This is a genomic window from endosymbiont of Bathymodiolus septemdierum str. Myojin knoll (assembly GCF_001547755.1).
In the GTDB taxonomy this organism is placed as follows: domain Bacteria; phylum Pseudomonadota; class Gammaproteobacteria; order PS1; family Pseudothioglobaceae; genus Thiodubiliella.
This window is the reverse complement of the sequence record NZ_AP013042.1, coordinates 1,254,815-1,273,447: the sequence shown is the minus strand read 5'-3', so window position 1 is coordinate 1,273,447 and position 18,633 is coordinate 1,254,815. Positions and strand designations below refer to the sequence as shown.

The 18,633-nt window shown below is 40.1% G+C and carries 22 protein-coding genes, 1 tRNA gene and 1 other RNA gene; 18 read left to right on the top strand and 6 right to left on the bottom strand.

Features of this window, described 5'->3' with window-relative positions; all coding sequences use genetic code 11:
• Nucleotides 1-3: 3 nt before the first annotated feature.
• The 5 genes from ssrA to BSEPE_RS06690 all read right to left on the bottom strand — a co-directional run bounded on the left by ssrA (nucleotide 4) and on the right by BSEPE_RS06690 (nucleotide 4,307).
• Nucleotides 4-347: a transfer-messenger RNA gene (ssrA, locus tag BSEPE_RS06710) on the bottom strand.
• 21 nt (nucleotides 348-368) lie between these two features.
• Nucleotides 369-1,553, bottom strand: a complete 1,185-nt coding sequence (tyrS, locus tag BSEPE_RS06705; protein WP_066046178.1) for a tyrosine--tRNA ligase — start codon at nucleotides 1,551-1,553, stop codon at nucleotides 369-371.
• A 40-nt stretch (nucleotides 1,554-1,593) separates the two neighbouring features.
• Entirely contained in the window at nucleotides 1,594-2,853 is a 1,260-nt protein-coding gene (locus BSEPE_RS06700; RefSeq protein WP_066045376.1) for a glutamate-5-semialdehyde dehydrogenase, read from the bottom strand.
• A complete protein-coding gene (holA, locus tag BSEPE_RS06695; protein WP_066045373.1) occupies nucleotides 2,841-3,860 on the bottom strand; it encodes a DNA polymerase III subunit delta in 1,020 nt (339 codons plus the stop codon). Before holA ends, BSEPE_RS06700 begins: the two co-directional genes overlap by 13 nt.
• A 6-nt stretch (nucleotides 3,861-3,866) precedes the next feature.
• On the bottom strand, nucleotides 3,867-4,307 hold the full coding sequence (locus BSEPE_RS06690) for an LPS-assembly lipoprotein LptE (RefSeq protein WP_066045371.1): 441 nt from the start codon (nucleotides 4,305-4,307) through the stop codon (nucleotides 3,867-3,869).
• 136 nt (nucleotides 4,308-4,443) lie between these two features.
• Here BSEPE_RS06690 and ftsH point away from each other — a divergent pair, with 136 nt between their 5' ends.
• The 14 genes from ftsH to BSEPE_RS06620 are packed head-to-tail and all read left to right on the top strand — an operon-like array spanning nucleotide 4,444 to nucleotide 15,666.
• On the top strand, nucleotides 4,444-6,363 hold the full coding sequence (ftsH, locus tag BSEPE_RS06685) for an ATP-dependent zinc metalloprotease FtsH (protein WP_066045369.1): 1,920 nt from the start codon (nucleotides 4,444-4,446) through the stop codon (nucleotides 6,361-6,363).
• A 7-nt stretch (nucleotides 6,364-6,370) separates the two neighbouring features.
• Nucleotides 6,371-7,171 (top strand): dihydropteroate synthase, encoded by an 801-nt coding sequence (gene folP / locus BSEPE_RS06680; protein WP_066045368.1) that lies wholly within the window; start codon nucleotides 6,371-6,373, stop codon nucleotides 7,169-7,171.
• Nucleotides 7,164-8,492 carry a phosphoglucosamine mutase gene (gene glmM / locus BSEPE_RS06675; RefSeq protein ID WP_066045366.1) on the top strand — a complete coding sequence of 443 codons (1,329 nt, stop codon included), beginning with the start codon at nucleotides 7,164-7,166 and terminating at the stop codon, nucleotides 8,490-8,492. Before folP ends, glmM begins: the two co-directional genes overlap by 8 nt.
• A gap of 18 nt (nucleotides 8,493-8,510) precedes the next feature.
• Nucleotides 8,511-9,245 carry a TSUP family transporter gene (locus BSEPE_RS06670; RefSeq protein WP_066045363.1) on the top strand — a complete coding sequence of 245 codons (735 nt, stop codon included), beginning with the start codon at nucleotides 8,511-8,513 and terminating at the stop codon, nucleotides 9,243-9,245.
• Nucleotides 9,246-9,299: 54 nt separating this feature from the next.
• A complete protein-coding gene (locus BSEPE_RS06665) occupies nucleotides 9,300-9,551 on the top strand; it encodes a hypothetical protein (protein ID WP_066045361.1) in 252 nt (83 codons plus the stop codon).
• Nucleotide 9,552: 1 nt separating this feature from the next.
• Entirely contained in the window at nucleotides 9,553-9,882 is a 330-nt protein-coding gene (locus tag BSEPE_RS06660; RefSeq protein WP_066045359.1) for a type II toxin-antitoxin system PemK/MazF family toxin, read from the top strand.
• Nucleotides 9,879-10,454 carry an electron transport complex subunit RsxA gene (gene rsxA / locus BSEPE_RS06655; protein ID WP_066045357.1) on the top strand — a complete coding sequence of 192 codons (576 nt, stop codon included), beginning with the start codon at nucleotides 9,879-9,881 and terminating at the stop codon, nucleotides 10,452-10,454. The genes BSEPE_RS06660 and rsxA overlap by 4 nt, the downstream gene beginning before the upstream one ends.
• Nucleotides 10,451-10,984: an electron transport complex subunit RsxB gene (gene rsxB / locus BSEPE_RS06650; protein WP_066045355.1), complete on the top strand. Its 534-nt coding sequence runs from the start codon at nucleotides 10,451-10,453 to the stop codon at nucleotides 10,982-10,984. Before rsxA ends, rsxB begins: the two co-directional genes overlap by 4 nt.
• Nucleotides 10,977-12,467 carry an electron transport complex subunit RsxC gene (rsxC, locus tag BSEPE_RS06645; protein ID WP_066045352.1) on the top strand — a complete coding sequence of 497 codons (1,491 nt, stop codon included), beginning with the start codon at nucleotides 10,977-10,979 and terminating at the stop codon, nucleotides 12,465-12,467. Before rsxB ends, rsxC begins: the two co-directional genes overlap by 8 nt.
• Nucleotides 12,451-13,395, top strand: coding sequence for an RnfABCDGE type electron transport complex subunit D (locus tag BSEPE_RS06640; RefSeq protein WP_066045349.1), 945 nt, complete (start codon nucleotides 12,451-12,453; stop codon nucleotides 13,393-13,395). Before rsxC ends, BSEPE_RS06640 begins: the two co-directional genes overlap by 17 nt.
• Complete coding sequence (gene rsxG, locus BSEPE_RS06635; RefSeq protein ID WP_066045346.1) at nucleotides 13,392-13,985, top strand: electron transport complex subunit RsxG; 594 nt, start codon at nucleotides 13,392-13,394, stop codon at nucleotides 13,983-13,985. Before BSEPE_RS06640 ends, rsxG begins: the two co-directional genes overlap by 4 nt.
• A complete protein-coding gene (queA, locus tag BSEPE_RS06630; protein WP_066045344.1) occupies nucleotides 13,972-14,994 on the top strand; it encodes a tRNA preQ1(34) S-adenosylmethionine ribosyltransferase-isomerase QueA in 1,023 nt (340 codons plus the stop codon). Before rsxG ends, queA begins: the two co-directional genes overlap by 14 nt.
• Nucleotides 14,984-15,340 (top strand): HIT family protein, encoded by a 357-nt coding sequence (locus BSEPE_RS06625; RefSeq protein WP_173636498.1) that lies wholly within the window; start codon nucleotides 14,984-14,986, stop codon nucleotides 15,338-15,340. Before queA ends, BSEPE_RS06625 begins: the two co-directional genes overlap by 11 nt.
• Nucleotides 15,337-15,666 carry a thioredoxin family protein gene (locus tag BSEPE_RS06620; RefSeq protein ID WP_066045342.1) on the top strand — a complete coding sequence of 110 codons (330 nt, stop codon included), beginning with the start codon at nucleotides 15,337-15,339 and terminating at the stop codon, nucleotides 15,664-15,666. The genes BSEPE_RS06625 and BSEPE_RS06620 overlap by 4 nt, the downstream gene beginning before the upstream one ends.
• Nucleotides 15,667-16,107: 441 nt before the next feature.
• Here BSEPE_RS06620 and BSEPE_RS06615 read toward each other — a convergent pair.
• Nucleotides 16,108-16,194 (bottom strand) — tRNA-Leu (locus BSEPE_RS06615).
• A gap of 93 nt (nucleotides 16,195-16,287) precedes the next feature.
• Between BSEPE_RS06615 and BSEPE_RS06610 the strand changes: the two genes are divergently transcribed.
• From BSEPE_RS06610 to gcvH, 4 genes are read left to right on the top strand one after another with little or no spacing between them, the layout of a single operon-like run.
• On the top strand, nucleotides 16,288-16,491 hold the full coding sequence (locus BSEPE_RS06610) for a PP0621 family protein (protein ID WP_066046172.1): 204 nt from the start codon (nucleotides 16,288-16,290) through the stop codon (nucleotides 16,489-16,491).
• A gap of 9 nt (nucleotides 16,492-16,500) precedes the next feature.
• Nucleotides 16,501-17,166 (top strand): inner membrane-spanning protein YciB, encoded by a 666-nt coding sequence (locus BSEPE_RS06605; protein WP_066045339.1) that lies wholly within the window; start codon nucleotides 16,501-16,503, stop codon nucleotides 17,164-17,166.
• Nucleotides 17,160-18,239, top strand: a complete 1,080-nt coding sequence (gene gcvT / locus BSEPE_RS06600) for a glycine cleavage system aminomethyltransferase GcvT (RefSeq protein WP_066045337.1) — start codon at nucleotides 17,160-17,162, stop codon at nucleotides 18,237-18,239. The genes BSEPE_RS06605 and gcvT overlap by 7 nt, the downstream gene beginning before the upstream one ends.
• Nucleotides 18,240-18,256: 17 nt before the next feature.
• Complete coding sequence (gene gcvH, locus BSEPE_RS06595; protein ID WP_066045335.1) at nucleotides 18,257-18,631, top strand: glycine cleavage system protein GcvH; 375 nt, start codon at nucleotides 18,257-18,259, stop codon at nucleotides 18,629-18,631.
• Nucleotides 18,632-18,633 lie beyond the last annotated feature (2 nt).

The window sequence follows — 18,633 nt, the reverse complement described above, 5'->3', positions numbered from 1 at the left end:
AAGTGGTGGAGATGGGCGGGATCGAACCGCCGTCCGAAAACCTTCAAACAAAGAATCTACATGCTTAGTTTAGCCTATTAGTTTAACAATTTACCACCCGACCATCAGGGATGTAAGTGCGATTTTAGTTGGTTTTAACCGAATTACCCTAAACCAATAATTCTAGCGAGTCTGTAATCGACCGCTGTCCAAGAAGCACAGACAACTTCAAGGGAGCGGCTAGCTATGCAGCTAGAGCGTAGTTGTTTTCGTTTGCAACTATCTTTTTTGAGAAACGGTTACGAGTTATTCTCATCCTCGGCATGCATCCTTGAGATCCAACTCCTCGTCGAAGCCATGTCATCCCCTGGAAGAATAATATTATACACCTACTGAATGGTAACCCTGGCAAATTTGCGTTTACCGATTTGATAAACGGCTGTGCCTTTTTCAGGTTCAAGGCTTTTATCCGTAATCTTTTCACCGTCAATCTTTGCACCGCCACCTTTAATCATTTGGTAGGCGTTTGAGGTGCTGTTGCAAAGCCCGGCATCTTTGAGTAGGTTGGCAATTTTGATGCCAGCATCAAAAATAAAGACTTCCATTTCATCAGGAATTTGATTTTTGGCAAAGCGGTCAATGAAGTTTTGTTGTGCTTGTTTGGCGGCTTTCTCATTATGAAAACGGGTGATGATTTCAGCAGCCAAGATAAATTTAATATCTCTTGGGTTTCTACCATCGTTCATTTCTTGCTTTAAATTGGCAATCGCCTGCAAACTTTCAAAACTCAATAACTCAAAATAACGCCACATAAGTTCATCGCTAATGGACATAATTTTGCCAAACATTTCATCAGCAGTATCGTCAATACCAATATAATTATCTAAGGATTTTGACATTTTTTGTACGCCATCCAAACCCTCTAAAATTGGCATAGTTAGGATGACTTGTTGTTCTTTGCCATAACGCTTTTGTAATTCTCTGCCCATTAGTAGATTGAATTTTTGATCAGTGCCACCGATTTCCATATCACTTTCAAGTTCAACAGAATCATAACCTTGCACCAGTGGATATAGGAATTCGTGGATGGCAATATCATTGCCATTTTTGTAACGGGTTTCAAAATCATTGCGCTCTAACATTCTGGCAACAGTACGCGTTGATGAAAGTTTGATAAATTCCATTGGCGTCATTTTATCCATCCACTGCGAATTGAAAACAACGGTGGTTTTGTTTTCGTCCAAGATTTTGAATACTTGCTCTGTGTAACTTTTGGCGTTTTCTATCACTTGTTCACGCGAAAGCGGTGGGCGAGTTTTGCTTTTTCCTGTTGGGTCACCAATCATTGCGGTGAAATCGCCGATTAGGAATTGAATTTCGTGACCTAGGTCTTGCAGCATTTTCAATTTATTGATTAAAACGGTATGCCCCAAATGTAAGTCAGGTGCTGTTGGGTCAAAACCCGCTTTGATTTTTAACACTTTTTTGCGTTTGAGTTTGTCTTTGAGTTCATCCAGTGGCAAGATTTCGTCAGTGCCCCTTAAAAATATTTCTAATTGCTGTTCTAAATCCATTGTTTGTGTGCCTATATCTACTATTTTTAATCTTAATTCTTTAACTTCGGATATGTCCATCGCCAAGGACAATGTATTTTTGTGAAGTTAGACCCTCTAATCCGACAGGACCACGAACATGAAATTTATCCGTACTGATACCAATTTCTGCCCCAAGTCCGTATTCAAAACCATCGGCAAAACCTGTAGAAGCGTTGACCATAATGGAAGATGAATCGACTTCGGTCATAAAGCGACGAGTAGCACCGTAGTTTTCGCTAACGATGGCCTCGGTATGCCCCGAACCATGTTGTTCAATATGGTCAATTGCATCCGTCATTGAATTGACAATGCGAATAGATAGGATTGCATCTAAATATTCGGTGTCCCAATCTTCTTCAGTGGCTTTTTTAATTTGTTTTGAGAGTTTTTGCGTTTCTTTGCAGCCCCTTAATTCTACACCTTTGGCAATAAATTCTGCAATGAGTTCAGGCATAACCCGACCGACTGCGGATGCGTGGATCAATAAAGTTTCGGTGGCATTGCATACACCATATCGTCGTGCTTTGCCGTTGAAAGCAATGTTAATGGCTTTTTTGGTGTCAGCGTCTTTATCGATGTAAGTGTGGCAAATTCCATGTAAATGTTTGATAACAGGCATCTTAGCGCTATCACTAATGGCTTCAACCAAGCCTTTGCCACCTCGTGGAATAATCGCATCAACGAAGTCTTTGGCTTTAACCAATTCAGTAACGGCGGCTCTATCGGTGGTGTCAATCAGTTGTACACAATTTTTATTTAAACTCGCATCAATCAATCCTCGCCTAACACAGGCATAAAGAGCAATGTTTGAATCAATGGCTTCGGAGCCACCACGCAAAATTGCACCATTGCCTGATTTAAGACACAGGGCAGCAGCGTCAATTGTTACATTTGGACGCGATTCGTAAATGATGCCCATAACACCAAGTGGTACACGCATTTTTCCGACTTGAATGCCACTTGGGCGGTACTTTAAGTCGGTGATTTCTCCAACTGGGTCGGGTAGCGCGGCGATTTGCTTTAGGCTTTCAATGATGCCGTCTAAACGCACATCGTCTAACATTAATCTATCCAATAAAGCGGCGTCTAATTTATTGTCCTTACCTTGGGTTAAGTCTTTTTGATTGGCGTTTAGAATATCTTTGCGATTTTTATTTACCTGTTCGGCAATATTAATCAGTGCATTATTTTTTTGATAAGTCGTCGCACTACGAAGTGTTTTTGACGCAGTGCGTGCGTTTTGACCGAGTGTGTTGATGAGAGTTGTTATTGAGTCCATGGTGTTTTCCCTGCTAAATTTAATAAGAGTGTGCGTAGTTCGTTAATAACATTGAGATTATCCATACCCTTGATGGAGCGGTCAATACGCCCGAGCAATAATAAGATTTTTTGTAGGCGTTGGTAAGAATGATGCTTGAGTGCGTTACTGATGACAGCCTGTCTGCTTTTCCAAACTCGATGGTTATTCATGACACTTGCTACCTGTTTAACTTGTCGCAGTTCAATAGCCATATCAATCAATGCGCTGATTTCTCGGTAGAGCGTGCTACTTAAAATAATCGGTGTTGCTGTGTCAGCAATCATGGTTTCGTAAATTTTCAACACTTGGTCGCTATTGCCTAATAGTGCAGAATCAACAAGGTTGTAAATGCTGTAATGCGATTGCTGACTGAGTTGTTTGAGATAATCATCCGCATCAATATTACCGTCAGGGTATGCCATTTTTAATTTTTGAATTTCTTGCATGGAGGCGAGTAAATTACCTTCGGTGAAGTAGGCGATACCTTCTGCAATTTTTAGATTGGCAGTCAAACCTTCCTCTGCCATGTGGTTGGCAACCCAACCGACAAGGTGGTCGCGTTGCACTTCCCACACTTGCACAATCGTGCCATTTGCATCAAGGGTTTTAAACCATTTTGCTTTTTGTTGGGCGAAATCAAGTTTACCTGTGGAAACGATAAATAAGATGTCATTTGATAGATTTGAAGCGATTTCAGTTAATGCTTTTGAACCTTTAATGCCGATTTTCCCAGTTTTTAGACGACATTCAATAATACGTTTTGGTGAAAATAAAGAGGTTGCTGAGAGTTCAGCTGTGATTTCACCCCAATCAAAATTACCCTCTATTTCAAAGCTGACTCTATCATCAAAGCCTTGCATTTTTGCAGTGTTTCTAATATGGGAAAGACTTTGTTCAACCAATAAAAGCTCTGGACCAAAAACAAAGTAAAGTGAATTGAATTGGCTGACTAAGTTAGTTTTGAGTTGTTCAGGTTTAATGCGCATTTAAAATTATTTGAGAGCGTTTAACCTTCTCAATAATTTCACGACAAGCGCCTTGCGAAGTTGCACATAACTGTCACCAATGCGTAGTCTATCAGCTTGAGATGTTGTTATGTCGCTTACTGTAGTGCTTGCTGTCAATTTTTTTGATAATAATATTTTCTTACCACGAGATATTTCTACAGGCACACTTAATATCAGTGTGTAACTACTGGCAACGCCTTTTGTATAAGCAATCGCTTGTTGTTTTTGCACTTCATCGCCAATTTTTACCGTTAAAGTGCGTTCTGCTTTTGCACTAAGATGTTTTTTGAATTCGGTTGCAAATGCACCGTTTGAGTTGCCTGTGATTGACACATTTATCGATATTGTATTGGTTGGTGTGTGAAAGCCACAAGCGCTTAATAGACTAGAAACAAGGAGGACGGTAAGTAAATTAAATTTTGACATTGATTTGTATTGAATAAGTAAAAGTAGTAATTATGACAGAATTTGAATTTATTTGTGTAATAAACCTTGAAAAAACCTACTTTATCTCGGGCGTATTTAGGGTATATTTTATTTCTTATTTTCTATTGATTTTTTTATGTTTAAAAATTTATTATTTTGGTTGGTTTTGGGCATTGTTGCAAGTTCACTTTTTAGTCAGTTTCAGACGGGTGGAAAGAGCAACAACATCACTTATTCTGAGTTTATTCAAAGCGTTAAGCAGGGCGATGTTTCTAATGTAACGATTGCTGGCAGTAGTATTTCAGGTACGGGTGTTGGTGGCAAACAGTTTACTACTTACAGTCCTGGAGATTTAGGCTTGATGGGAGATTTACTTAATAATGGTGTGAATGTGGTGGCAAAGCCCCCAGAAAAAGAAGGTTTTTTTAAACAATTAATCATTTCTTTGGCGCCGATTTTATTATTAATCGGAGTTATTCTTTACACAATGAAAGGTGCTGGCGGTACGATGGGTGGTAAAAATCCGATGAGTTTTGGTAAATCTAAAGCAAGATTAATTCCCAAGGATGAGTCGAATGTGACCTTTAAAGATGTTGCTGGCGTGGAAGAAGCTAAAGAAGATGTTAAAGAATTGGTGGATTTCTTATCTGATCCGAGTAAATTTACCAGGGTGGGCGGTAAAATTCCTAAAGGTGTTTTATTGGTTGGACCACCAGGTACAGGTAAAACCTTATTGGCTAAAGCCATTGCAGGTGAAGCAGAAGTGCCATTTTTCTTTATTTCAGGCTCTGATTTTGTAGAAATGTTTGTCGGCGTTGGCGCTTCTCGTGTGCGCGATATGTTTCAACAAGCGAAGAAAAGCGCACCGTGTATTATATTTATTGATGAAATTGATGCAGTTGGTCGCCAACGAGGTGCGGGCATGGGCGGTGGTCATGATGAGAGAGAGCAAACACTAAACCAAATGTTGGTGGAAATGGATGGCTTTGAAGGTTCAGAAGGTATTATTGTGATTGCGGCGACTAACCGCCCAGATGTTTTAGACCCTGCGCTATTGAGACCAGGTCGTTTTGATCGTCAAGTGGTGGTTGGTCTGCCAGATATTAATGGTCGTGATGCGATTTTAAAAGTGCATATGAACAAACTGCCGATTGCGAAAAATGTGAAATCTGTTGATATTGCTAAAGGTACACCAGGGTTTTCAGGTGCAGATTTGGCAAATTTATGCAATGAAGCAGCGCTGATTACAGCAGGTAAAGGTAAAGATTTAGTAGGTATGAATGAGCTTGAAAAAGCCAAAGATAAGATTATGATGGGCGCTGAACGAAAGTCGATGGCTATGGATGAATCTGAGAAGGAAATGACGGCTTATCACGAAGCAGGACATGCGATTGTAGGTCGTTTGGTACCTGAGCATGACCCTGTTTATAAGGTTAGCATTATCCCAAGAGGTCGTGCGTTGGGCGTGACAATGTTCTTGCCAGAAAAAGACAGTTACAGTATTTCTAAACGCAAATTAAACTCTCAAATAGCAGCATTATTTGGTGGTCGTATTGCCGAAGGTTTGATTTATGGCGACGATGCAGTAACGACAGGGGCGAGCAATGATATTGAACGCGCCACAGAAATTGCACATAAAATGGTTAAACAATGGGGTATGTCTAATAAATTAGGTCCCTTGGCGTACGGCGAAGAAGAGGGTGAAGTATTCTTGGGTAAGCAGGTGACCAAACATAAGCACATCTCAGAAGATACTTTTAAAGTCATTGATGCTGAAATCCGTGAAATTATTGATACTAATTATGCGGTTGCGCTTAAAATTTTGGAAGACAATGTTGATATTTTGCATGCGATGACAAAAGCGTTAATGGCGTTTGAAACCATTGATAAAGACCAAATTGATGATTTAATGTCAAGAGTACCAATGCGTGAAGCAGCGGTAATTGTAGATTCTGATGTGGCTTCTACTGAATTAGGCAAAGGGCTTGATGAAGATGCAACTGAAGATACAGATGATAACACTAACGAAGCACCATTAAACGAGCAAGTCGCCTAAAAAAATTATGGCTATCCAGCCTAAAATTATGGGCATTTTGAATGTAACACCCGATTCTTTTTCTGATGGTGGTCAGTATTTTAATGTTACTAATGCTGTTCAGCGTGCGCAACGGATGATTGAGCAAGGGGCTGATATTATTGATATCGGTGGCGAATCAACCCGCCCAGGTGCAAATTCCGTTTCCCTTGAAGAGGAGTTTAATCGGGTGATTCCTGTGATTGAGGCGCTTGCTAAAACCACTGATATTCCGATTTCTATTGACACTTCAAAACCAGAATTAATGACACAGGCTGTTCGGGCGGGTGCAAGTATGATTAATGATGTGTGTGCATTGAGTATGGAGGGTGCTGTGGAGGCGGTTGCCGCTTTGGATGTTGATGTTTGTTTGATGCATATGCAAGGTAGCCCTCGTAGTATGCAAAACAACCCTAAGTATTTTGATGTGGTGGCGGATATTAAAGACTTTTTTACAGATAGAATAAAGGTTTGTGTTGATTTTGGTATCAATAAAAATAGGTTGATTTTAGACCCAGGATTTGGCTTTGGGAAAACTTACAAACATAATTTAGAAATTCTGCGTCGTTTTAATGAATTCAAATCTTTTGGTCTGCCTGTATTAGCGGGATTGTCACGCAAAAATATGATTGGACAAATGCTCAATGACGCAAGCATAGAATCAAGGATGATAGGCAGTGTTTCTGGGGCTATAATAGCGGTTCAAAATGGTGCAGATATTGTGCGTGTGCACGATGTTCTGGAAACTAAAGATGCATTAACGATATTAAACAAGGTTAACAATGGCTAGTTATTTTGGAACAGATGGGATACGAGGCGAAGTTGGGGTTGAGCCGATTACGGCAGATTTTTTCTTAAAACTAGGCTGGGCAGTCGGCTCTGTTTTGGCGCAAAATCATAACAACCCCAGTGTCGTTATTGGTAAAGATACCCGTGTTTCAGGTTATTTATTCGAGTCTGCATTGGAAGCTGGGTTTTTATCAGCAGGTGTGGATGTCGGTCTTTTGGGTCCAATGCCAACCCCTGCAATCGCTTATTTGACACAAACTTATGGCGCTACTGCGGGCGTAGTTATCAGCGCATCACACAATCATTTTCAAGATAATGGGGTTAAATTTTTCTCCGAAAAAGGTTTTAAACTCAGTGACCAAGACCAAAAAGACATTGAAATGAGACTGAGTCAACCGATGGTTAGTGTCAGCAGTGAAAACATCGGAAAGGCTATTCGTCACGAGCAATCTTTGGGGCGTTATATTGATTTTTGTAAACGCTCATTTGATAAAAAAATGGATTTGTCCAGTCTTAATATCGTGGTGGACTGTGCTAATGGTGCAACTTATCATATTGCCGAAAATGTATTTTCTGAGTTGGGTGCAAATATTACAGTTATCAACAATCAGCCGGATGGCTTTAATATTAATCTGAATTGCGGTGCGACGGATACCGAAAATTTACAACAGGTTGTGGTTGAGGAAAAAGCCGATTTAGGCATTGCTTTTGATGGTGATGGTGATCGTTTAATGATGGTGGATAGCCAAGGTAAGTTGATTGATGGTGATGAATTGGTTTTCATTATTGCCAAAGCTTGGAAAGTACAAAATCGATTAGTTAACAATACCGTGGTGGGGACGAAAATGACCAATCTTGGTGTGCGTCATGGTTATAAAACTTTAGATATTAACTTTATTGAAGCGGATGTGGGCGATAGATTTGTTATGGAGGAAATGCAAAATAACGATTCTATTCTGGGTGGCGAAGGTTCTGGGCATATTATTTGCCTTAATCAAACCACCTCAGGGGATGCTATTATTGCCGCCCTGCAGGTTCTAGAAATTATTATTAGCAGCGGTAAAACACTGGACAAGTTAAAATCTGAAGTGCAAAAATATCCGCAAGTATTAATCAATGTTAAAGTCAAAGGGCATCTTGATTTATCGGAGCACCAAGCATTAAAAGAAGCGAAAATTGCAGTGGAAAGTGCTTTAGGTGATTCTGGTAGAGTGTTAATTCGTGCATCTGGTACCGAGCCACTCATTCGGATAATGGTGGAAGGTAAGGACTTAACGCTGGTTCAAAAAAGTGCCGAAGCCTTAGCTGTCACATTGAGTTAAGTTCAACAGTCTCAAGATGTGATTTTCTCCAATACAGAATTATTTTTAGTCGCTTTAATTTTTATGTGGGCGGGATTTGTGCGTACAGGTTTAGGCTTTGGTGGCGCTGCTTTGGGCTTGCCACTGATGTTGTTATTGGGCGGGTCACCCCTTTATTGGCTGCCAGTGATTGGACTGCATTTGTTGTTTTTCTCATCATTAACGTTGTCAAAATCACTCAAACAAGTCGACTGGAAATACCTTAAATATTCCCTTTGGTGGGTTATTCCACCGACTTTAGTTGGCGTATTTGGATTGTTAGCATTACCTGATAAGGTGATGATTATTTTCGTCTATTGCATTACTATTTTCTACGCAATCACTTGGATTTTTAATCAAAAAATCACTTCACATCGCTCATGGGCAGATAAAGTGCTGTTGATTCTTGGTGGTTATGTCGCTGGCACTTCGCTCACAGGTGCGCCATTGATTGTCGCAGTTTATATGCGTTATGTGGCTAAACAATATTTGCGTAACACACTATTTGTACTGTGGTTTATTTTGGTTAGTATTAAGATGAGTACCTTTGTGGCAGTGGGCGTGACGATTGATTGGCAATTATCGTTAGGACTGATTCCTATCGCAGCGATTGGGCATGTCATCGGACTAAAATTACACGAAAAAATCATTCAAAATGATGCTTTATTTAAACGCTGGGTTGGGCTGGCATTGTTGTTGATTAGTTCGTTTGGACTTTTAAAAGTATTTGTGTAACGCTAATATTGCATTATAATGTTACATAATGGTTCAACAAAATAGGAAGATATAATGATTCAAGCAACGATGGCAGATATGCGAAAGTCGGTTGATTTTTTTCAAACCGATCAAGTGATTAATATTATTAACGGCAGAAAGAAACAAGAAATTGGCTACTTTGTTCCAAATATATTTAAGGCAGATTTTTTAGAATTTTTGAAAAAAATAGAACAAGAAAAACGCCTAAAAAATGCTAAGCGTGCAGCAAATGCTCAAATGCTTGACCCTGTAGGAGATGGCACAGCAGGAGATGGTATTGAGTAAAATGTTAAATAAGGGCGACATCTGTTTGGTTAATTTCAATCCTGCAAAAAAGGACGAAATTGGAAAACTAAGACCCGCCATTATTTTGAGCGATAATCAAGACTCAACGATATTTGCGACCGTTGTGGTTGTACCACTTTCAAGTTTGGTGATTGAAGATAATCAACCGTATCGCTATTTTATTAGCAAAAGACAGGCACTCGAAAAAGATTCAGATGCTTGTATTTATGAAATTCGATCTTTATCTAAAAGCAGAGTAGGCGATAAAATTGGCAGTGTAACAAGTAGCGAATTAGAGGATATTCGCCAGGCTTTGTGTGATTTATTATGAACGAATATATCTTAATTTTAGTGAGTACGATTTTAGTCAATAACTTTGTTTTGGTAAAGTTTTTGGGCTTATGTCCTTTTATGGGGGTGTCCAAAAAGGTAGAAACAGCTATTGGTATGGGCTTTGCCACGACTTTTGTGCTAACTTTGGCAAGTGTTACCAGTTATTTAATTAATACTTATATTTTAATTCCCTTTGAGATGGAATATTTACGCACAGTGGCGTTTATTGTAACGATTGCAGGTGTGGTAGGCTTTACTGAGTTGGTGGTGAATAAAACTTCACCAGTTTTACATCAATCTTTAGGTGTATTTTTGCCATTAATTACGACAAATTGTGCGGTGTTAGGTGTGGCGTTATTAAATGTCAATCAGGACAATGGATTTTTAGCATCGGCAGTGTATGGATTTGGTGCGGCCATTGGTTTTTCTTTTGTATTGGTTTTATTTTCAAGCATTCGTGAACGCATTGATGGGGCGAATGTACCAACAGTTTTTAAAGGCGTTCCAATTGCACTGATTACTGCAGGGCTTATGTCTATGGCATTTATGGGTTTTATCGGTTTGGCATGATAGCGTCTATTTCCATTTTTTCTTTACTGGCATTAGCATTAGGTTTGGTCTTAGGCTACGCGGCGATTAAATTCAAGGTTAAAGGCAACCCATTGGTAGATCAAATTGATGCGATTTTGCCACAGACACAATGCGGACAATGTGATTTTCCGGGTTGCAAGCCTTATGCGGAGGCATTAGCAAAAGGTGAAGCAGAAGTCAATCAATGTCCACCAGGTGGACAAGAAGGCGCAGACGCTTTGGCAGAATTATTGGGCGTGGAAACTTTATTGCTGAATGAAGCGCATGGCGAAAATACCACTGACCATGTGGTGTTCGTTGATGAAAAATTATGCATCGGCTGTACTTTATGCATTCAGGCCTGCCCGGTTGATGCGTTTGTCGGGGCGTCTAAAGTAATGACAACGGTGATCGAAGAGGAATGCACAGGCTGTGATTTATGTATTCCAGTTTGCCCTGTGGATTGTATTTATGTTAAAGAAATTCAACCGACGCTGACGACTTTTGTGGGGAATATGGCACATGCTTAACGCTTTTAATAATGGTGTTGTGATTGAAAACCCCCACCCTGTGGCACAGGTTGAAATTATTCAAGCACCATTGCCTGATAAGGTAGTTCTACCTTTACAGCAACGCATTGGCGAGCAGGCTGAACCCTGTGTTGAGGTCGGTGATTTGGTATTAACAGGACAATTAATTGCACAAACGACAGACCAATTTTGTACCCCGATTCACGCCTCTATTTCTGGCGTAGTGGTGGCTATTGACGAGCAAATTATTCCACATAAATCGGGGTTGAAATCAAAATGTATTACCATTGAATCAGATGGCAAGGATGAGTGGATTAAGGATGAGTGGATTGGCGATTTCTTGCATTGCTCGCGTGAAATTTTGATTGATTGTGTGCAACAATCAGGTATTGTAGGTTTGGGTGGTGCGGGGTTTCCAACGCATTCAAAATTAGATAAAGCAATTGATTGTCAGACGCTGATTATCAATGCAACTGAATGTGAACCAGGGATTATGTGTGATGATGCATTGATGCAATATTTTGCACGAGAAGTCATTCTTGGTGTGGAAGTTTTGTTGCGTATTTGTGGTGCACAGAAGGTAATTATTGCCATTGAAGATGACAAGCAAGAAGCTTATCAATCGTTATTGATGTTTAATCATAATGAGCGAATTACCATTAGACAAATTCCGACTAAATACACATCGGGAGCAGAAAAATTATTGATTAAAACTTTATTGGATATTGAAATCCCTGCAGACAAGCTTGCTATTGATAAAGGTATTGTTTGTCAAAATGTATCGACTGCTAAAGCCATTTTTGATGCAGTAGTAGAGGATAGACCGTTGGTTTCACGCGTAGTAACGGTAACGGGAGACGCAGTGATACCGAATAATTTTGAAGTGCGTTTGGGTGCATCATTTGAACATATTGTGGCGTTGGCAAAGCCGAATAATCAGCCCCATGAAGTGCGTATGGGCGGTATGATGATGGGGGTTGATGTGGCGTCGTTGGCCGTGCCAATTTGTAAGATTACTAATTGTATTTTTGTCAACAATGTTAAGCCAAAACCGAGTGTACAAGAATGTATTCGTTGCGGGCAATGTAATCAAGTTTGCCCAGTGGATTTATTACCACAACAGTTGTATTGGTACGCAAAAAGTGAAAATACCGAGAAAGCAATGCGTTATAATTTAAGCAGTTGCATTGAGTGTCGCTGTTGCGATGTGGTATGTCCGAGTCATATTCCATTAGCAGAGTATTTTTCCTTTGCCAAGGCGTTGCACCGCAAAGAAACACAAGAAAAACAAAAGATTGATAAGGCTCGCAAGCGATTTGAGTATCGAGAATATCGCTTAGAACGCAATAAAATCGAACGCGCTGAGATGATGGAGAGAAAGAAAGCAGAATTAAAGAAAAAAATGGCGGGCGACAAGATTCAAAAAGATAAAATAGTACAAGCAATGGCAAGGGTTAAAAAGAAAAATGATAGCGATACTTAATTCAACTTCACAAATGATGCGGCAAGTGATTTATGCGCTTGCCTTGGGCGTTGCCGCCTCTTATTACTTTTTTGGTTGGGGTGTAATACTGCAAATTATCTTAGCCGTCACCACTGCAGTTGCCGTAGAGGCTGCGTTTTTGAAAATCAGAAAACTACCAGTTGCACCTGCCATTGGCGATGGTTCCGCAGCGCTCACAGGTATCTTGTTAGCCATCTCAATTCCGAGCATTGCACCATGGTGGATTGTCGTTGTTGGCGTGAGTTTTGCCATTATTTTTGGCAAGCAACTTTACGGTGGTTTGGGCAATAATCCTTTTAATCCTGCAATGTTAGGCTACGCTTTTTTATTGATTTCATACCCGCTACAAATGACTACTTGGGCTGGCGATTTTGTCACCTTTACGCAAACTTTGGATGTAATTTTCAACCTTAATTCTGTAGATGCGCTCAGCGGTGCAACCCGATTAGATGAGGTAAAAACGCAATTAGGACTGGGTAAAACCATCAGCGAATTAAGTCTGCATTCAACGGCGCAAGCCTATATTAACGCAGGATTTTTATTAGGTGGTTTTTATTTGCTTGTTCGTCGTGTTATTTTTTGGCATATTCCAGCGGCATTTTTATTGGGTATTGTCGTCAGCGCCTCTTTACTTTCATTCGGCAACACCGAACATTACCTACCCATCCAAAATCACTTGATGCTTGGGGGTACAATGTTGGGTGCTTTCTTCATTGCCACCGATCCCGTATCTGCTTGTACTACGCCAAAAGGGAGGCTTATTTATGGCTTCCTTATCGGTATGCTAATTGTGATTATTCGCACTTTTGGTAATTATCCAGACGGCATTGCATTTGCTGTTTTGTTAATGAATATCGCCGTGCCGCTAATTGATTATTACACTCAGCCAAAGGTATTTGGAAAATGAAATCGCAACCGATAATCAAAGCAGGTTTTTTGCTGTTTATTTTCACCGCCATTAGTATTTTCTTTGTATCATTGGCACAACAATCCATGAAAGAACGCATTAAACACAATGAAGAACAGTTACTTATTCAGCGCCTTGGTGAGTTAGTTAAAAATTATGATAATAATATTTTAGAAGATAAATTTTCAAAAGAAATCACCTTATACGGCAGTAAACAAACCATTAATATTTACCCTGCCAAACGCAACAATCAAGTATTTGCCTACCTTGTTGAGCACAATTACCCCAACGGTTATAGCGGTAGTATTCGCCTATTAACAGGCATTGATAGCAACAACCAACTTTTAGGTGTCCGTGTCATTGCTCACAAAGAAACCCCAGGTTTGGGCGATAAAATAGAAACCAAAAAATCCAATTGGATTGAACAATTCAAAGGGCTGTCTTTAGGCAATCCGACTGCAAGCCAGTGGAAAGTCAAACGCGATGGTGGCAGGTTTGATGCTTTTACAGGTGCCACCATTACCCCGAGAGCCATTGTTACTGCCACTTATCAACTCTTAACTTATTTCTCTGAACATGAAATTAAGTGATTTTGATTTTGATTTACCAAAGGCATTGATTGCACAATCACCGCCAGAAAATAGAACAAGTTCGCGTCTTTTAATCCCACAATTGAACATTATAGATACAATATTTAGTAATATTGGAGATTTTATTAAAGAGGGGGACTTATTGGTGCTAAACAATACTAAAGTCATTCCTGCCCGCCTATTCGGACATAAAGAATCAGGCGGAAAAGTTGAAATTATGATTGAGCGTTTACTCAGCGACTGCCAAGCATTGGCAATGATTAAAGCCAGCAGAGCGCCAAAAGTTGGCAGTCATATCATCTTAGAAAACCAAGTTCAGGCAACCATTTTACAAAAAGGTGAAGGCTTTTACACCCTTGAGTTCGCTACCGACTCCTTGTTAAATTTATTGGACAAAGTCGGGCATATTCCATTGCCACCCTACATTGAGCGTGCAGACAATGCGCAAGATTTAAGTCGCTACCAAACTGTTTTTGCACAAAAAGAGGGTGCCGTTGCCGCCCCTACCGCAGGATTACATTTCGACGATGCATTACTTACCAGCTTAAAAAACCAAGGCGTTAATTCAGCTTTTGTCACTTTACATGTTGGCGCAGGCACCTTTCAACCCGTTAAAACCAATGAAATCGAAGACCACCATATGCACAGCGAATATTATGAATTGCCACAACAAACTGTTGATAAAATTACCAAAGCCAAAGCCAACGGCGGACGCATCATTGCCGTAGGCACGACAGCTGTTCGTTCCTTAGAATCTGCCGCTAGACATGGTGCACTCAAACAAAGACAAGAAGAGACGGATATTTTTATCTACCCAGGCTATCAATTCCAAGTGGTGGATGCAATGATTACAAATTTCCATTTGCCAAAATCTTCACTTTTAATGCTGGTCAGTGCTTTCATCGGACGCGAACGAATGATGGAAATCTACCAACATGCTATTAAAGGAAAATATCGATTTTTCTCGTATGGCGACGCCATGCTTCTGGAGAGAAATAATGATTTATGAAAACGCCTTAGTCACCGTAGAAATCGAACCCAGCGACATCCCGTGGGTCAAAGTTTTTACTAAACGCAAAATGAAAGAATTCAGCGAATGTAGCACGGAAGAAAAATTAGAAATTTTCCGCATCATTGACATCGTCGAAAAAACAATGTTGCAATATTTCAACGCAGATAAAATCAATATCGCTTCTTTTGGCAACATTTTGCCACAAGTCCATTGGCACATTATGGCACGATTTGAATTAGACAGCCATTTTCCCGAGCCAATGTGGGGCAAAAAACAAAGGGAATCTGGGCTCAACCTGCCTGATTTTGATACATTTTTCAAGCAACTCAAAACCCAATTATGAATCCGTTAAAAACTCAGGAACAATTAGACAACTTAAAGCGTGAAAAAGACGCGCTCCTGCTCCTTTTTGGTGGTGCAAACTGTGGCGTTTGCCAGGTCATCAAACCCCAAATTAGCGAAAAATTCACTCACAAATTTCTCACCCTAGAAATGATTTACATCGACTGCGAACAACAACAAGAAATTTGCGCCCAACACGGCGTGTTCTCCCTCCCCGTTGTGCATGTATTCTTTATGGGGCAAAAATTTATTGAAGAAGTTCGAGGCTTTAGTTTATTGGCTTTGGAGCAAAAAATTGAGCAAGTTTTTATCAAGATGAAAAGCTGAAATTATTTAACATATTCGTTAAAAAAATCTCATTAGTTGTTATAGTTGCTTTAGTTCTAGAAACAGAAAAAGATCAAAATTATTTTATACGGTAATATATAAAATTTGGTCTTTTTGTCGGAGGTGCAGGACTTGAATTTGTAAATCCCAAAAAAGGAAAGAGGGCTGTTTCTAAATTAGAGTTAGCCAAAAAAGGCACATGCAGTAAATAATGCAATCAAGGGGTCAGATGCCATCTTAAAAATCAACCTTATTCTTAATTAATGGGAGTATAAAAAGTCTGTCCATTACTCCCTATTGGTTTATTATGACCTCTATTATTCACCAATGGTGATGGCAAAGATGTTTATTCAGTGGGTAAATATACATTACTTCCAACAATCTAAATATTAACTTTTACAGACGAAAAAAAACTATCGTATAGATAGTTTTTCTAATATATGGTGCCCGGGGCCGGAATCGAACCGGCACGCCCGTGAAGGCGCAGGATTTTAAGTCCTGTGTGTCTACCAATTTCACCACCCGGGCAATGCGTTGTGTAATTATTTTATAGACACAATAAAAATGGGAAATTATATACTAAGCACAGGTAAAATTCCATTCTTTTGTTGTGGTATTTACATGGGTATTCGATTTATTGCGATTGCACTGTTGGTGTTTGTAGGATTTTATTTATTTAAGAAAATGAGAAGTCCGCGTAGCACGACGGAAAAGCAACCATCTAAGGATAAAATGGTGGCGTGTAGTGTTTGTAAGGTGCATATTCCTGAAAATGAGGCGATTATGCAGAATGGAAAAATTTATTGCTCTAAAGAGTGTGTGTAGGAGATTATTATGAAATTACTGTTAGATTTTTTCCCAATTGCGTTATTTTTTGCAGTTTATAAGATAAAAGCGTTGCATTTTTATCAAAATGAAGGATTGCATTCTGCCATTATTGCCATGATATTGGCAACAGTTGTGCAAATTTCTGTTACCTATATTAAGCAAAAGAAATTTGAAAAAGCACAAGTGATTGGACTGGTGTTTTTGGTGGTGTTTGGCGGAATAACGATTTATATTGATAACCCTGTTTTTATCATGTGGAAAGTGAGCGTCTTGTATGTTGTTTTTGCCTTAGCTTTAGTGGCAAGTTTGTGGATTGGTGAAAAAAGTTTACTACAGCGTATGCTTGGTAAAGAACTTGATTTGCCTGGTAAAGTTTGGATGCAAATAACTTGGCTTTGGGGGTTGGGTTTTGTGGGTATCGCAATCGTTAATGCCTATTATTATGTGTTGCCGTCCATACAGGCAAATGATAATTTTTTTGGTACGGGTGAGCGTTTTGGTTTAAGTGGTTTTGATTGCGCCACAAGTGCTAATCAAGCATTGTGTTTATTAGCGCAGCAGGCAGAGGAATCTTGGGTTAATTTTAAATTATTTGGCACCATGGGATTAACTTTGGTACTTATTTTACTAACCGTTATAACAATATCAAAACATATTAAGAAGAAATCATGAAGCAAACCCCTTTATATCAAGCCCATTTAGATGCCAATGGAAAAATGGTTGATTTCGGCGGTTGGGAAATGCCGTTGAATTATGGTTCGCAATTGGAAGAACACAATCAAGTGCGTGAGGATGCAGGGATGTTTGATGTCTCGCATATGACGGTAGTGGATTTTAAGGGCAGTGAGGCGAAGCAATTTTTGCAGACTTTGATCGCCAACGATGTTGATAAACTTAAAATCACAGGCAAGGCGTTATACAGTTGTATGCTGAATGAAAACGGCGGCGTTGTTGATGATTTAATTGTATATTATCAAGATGATACGGATTATCGTATGGTGATTAATGCAGGCACAACGCAGAAGGATATCGCCTGGATTAATCAGCAGGCGGAAGGGTTTAAGGTCAGTGTTGAGCCGAAATTTGATTTGGCAATGATTGCAGTACAGGGTCCGAATGCACGAGAGAAAGTCTATCAGGCAATGCCCGGTGTTGAGGAGGTTTGTGGCGAATTGAAATTGTTTAATGCCGCACATTTGGGTGCGCTGTTTATTGCGCGCACAGGTTATACAGGCGAAGATGGATTTGAAATTATGTTGCCAGAAAAGTCGGCGGAATTTACTTGGAAAATGTTACTGGAAGCAGGTGTCAAGCCTTGTGGTTTGGGTGCTCGTGATACGCTGCGTTTAGAGGCAGGAATGAGTTTGTATGGATCAGAGATGAACGAGGAAGTCTCACCGTTGGAGGCTGCATTGTCGTGGACGGTTGATTTGTCTGATAAAAATCGTGCGTTTGTAGGTCGTGAGGCGTTGGAAGCATTAAAACAAAAAGGTGCGGACAGAACCATTGTTGGACTGGTATTAGAAGGCAAAGGTGTCATTCGTGACCACCAAAAAGTTGTGACTAATCTTGGCGATGGCGAAGTGACTTCGGGCACATTCTCACCGACGATGGGCAGAGCGATTGCGTTGGCAAGCGTACCAAAAGGCAGTGAAGGATTGTGTGAAATTGAGATGCGTAATAAGAAGGTATCGGCTAAAATAGTCAAACCACCATTTGTCAGAAATGGAAAAATTTTAGTTTAAGCAACAAGGAGAGCGGCGTGAGTGAAGTAAGGGACGATAGACAATATACAGAAACACATGAGTGGATTTTAGACAATGGCGATGGCACTTACACAATGGGTGTGACTGATCATGCTCAGGCGTTATTAGGCGATATGGTTTTTGTTGAATTGCCAGGCGCAGGCGACGAGGCGAGCGCGGAAGATGAATTTTGTGTGGTGGAGTCGGTGAAGGCGGCGAGCGGTGTGTATGCGCCAGTTGATTTGGAAGTCCTTGAGGCGAACGAAGTCCTTGATGGCGAGCCTGAATTGGTAAATACCAGTTGTTATGATGATGGTTGGCTGGTGAAATTTAGGTCAGATGCGATTGACGGCTTGATGGATGCTGCAGCGTATAGCGAAACGCTCGACTAAAA

Excerpts from the sequence above, each read along its gene's own strand:
- folP (WP_066045368.1), top strand. The coding sequence starts at position 6,371 with ATGGCTATCCAGCCTAAAATTATGGGCATTTTGAATGTAACACCCGAT.
- BSEPE_RS06605 (WP_066045339.1), top strand. The coding sequence starts at position 16,501 with ATGAAATTACTGTTAGATTTTTTCCCAATTGCGTTATTTTTTGCAGTT.
- BSEPE_RS06640 (WP_066045349.1), top strand. The coding sequence starts at position 12,451 with ATGATAGCGATACTTAATTCAACTTCACAAATGATGCGGCAAGTGATT.
- BSEPE_RS06700 (WP_066045376.1), bottom strand. The coding sequence starts at position 2,853 with ATGGACTCAATAACAACTCTCATCAACACACTCGGTCAAAACGCACGC.
- BSEPE_RS06610 (WP_066046172.1), top strand. The coding sequence starts at position 16,288 with ATGGGTATTCGATTTATTGCGATTGCACTGTTGGTGTTTGTAGGATTT.
- BSEPE_RS06665 (WP_066045361.1), top strand. The coding sequence starts at position 9,300 with ATGATTCAAGCAACGATGGCAGATATGCGAAAGTCGGTTGATTTTTTT.
- glmM (WP_066045366.1), top strand. The coding sequence starts at position 7,164 with ATGGCTAGTTATTTTGGAACAGATGGGATACGAGGCGAAGTTGGGGTT.
- BSEPE_RS06620 (WP_066045342.1), top strand. The coding sequence starts at position 15,337 with ATGAATCCGTTAAAAACTCAGGAACAATTAGACAACTTAAAGCGTGAA.
- BSEPE_RS06660 (WP_066045359.1), top strand. The coding sequence starts at position 9,553 with ATGTTAAATAAGGGCGACATCTGTTTGGTTAATTTCAATCCTGCAAAA.
- BSEPE_RS06690 (WP_066045371.1), bottom strand. The coding sequence starts at position 4,307 with ATGTCAAAATTTAATTTACTTACCGTCCTCCTTGTTTCTAGTCTATTA.
- rsxG (WP_066045346.1), top strand. The coding sequence starts at position 13,392 with ATGAAATCGCAACCGATAATCAAAGCAGGTTTTTTGCTGTTTATTTTC.
- BSEPE_RS06625 (WP_173636498.1), top strand. The coding sequence starts at position 14,984 with ATGATTTATGAAAACGCCTTAGTCACCGTAGAAATCGAACCCAGCGAC.
- ftsH (WP_066045369.1), top strand. The coding sequence starts at position 4,444 with ATGTTTAAAAATTTATTATTTTGGTTGGTTTTGGGCATTGTTGCAAGT.
- holA (WP_066045373.1), bottom strand. The coding sequence starts at position 3,860 with ATGCGCATTAAACCTGAACAACTCAAAACTAACTTAGTCAGCCAATTC.
- rsxA (WP_066045357.1), top strand. The coding sequence starts at position 9,879 with ATGAACGAATATATCTTAATTTTAGTGAGTACGATTTTAGTCAATAAC.
- rsxC (WP_066045352.1), top strand. The coding sequence starts at position 10,977 with ATGCTTAACGCTTTTAATAATGGTGTTGTGATTGAAAACCCCCACCCT.
- queA (WP_066045344.1), top strand. The coding sequence starts at position 13,972 with ATGAAATTAAGTGATTTTGATTTTGATTTACCAAAGGCATTGATTGCA.
- tyrS (WP_066046178.1), bottom strand. The coding sequence starts at position 1,553 with ATGGATTTAGAACAGCAATTAGAAATATTTTTAAGGGGCACTGACGAA.
- rsxB (WP_066045355.1), top strand. The coding sequence starts at position 10,451 with ATGATAGCGTCTATTTCCATTTTTTCTTTACTGGCATTAGCATTAGGT.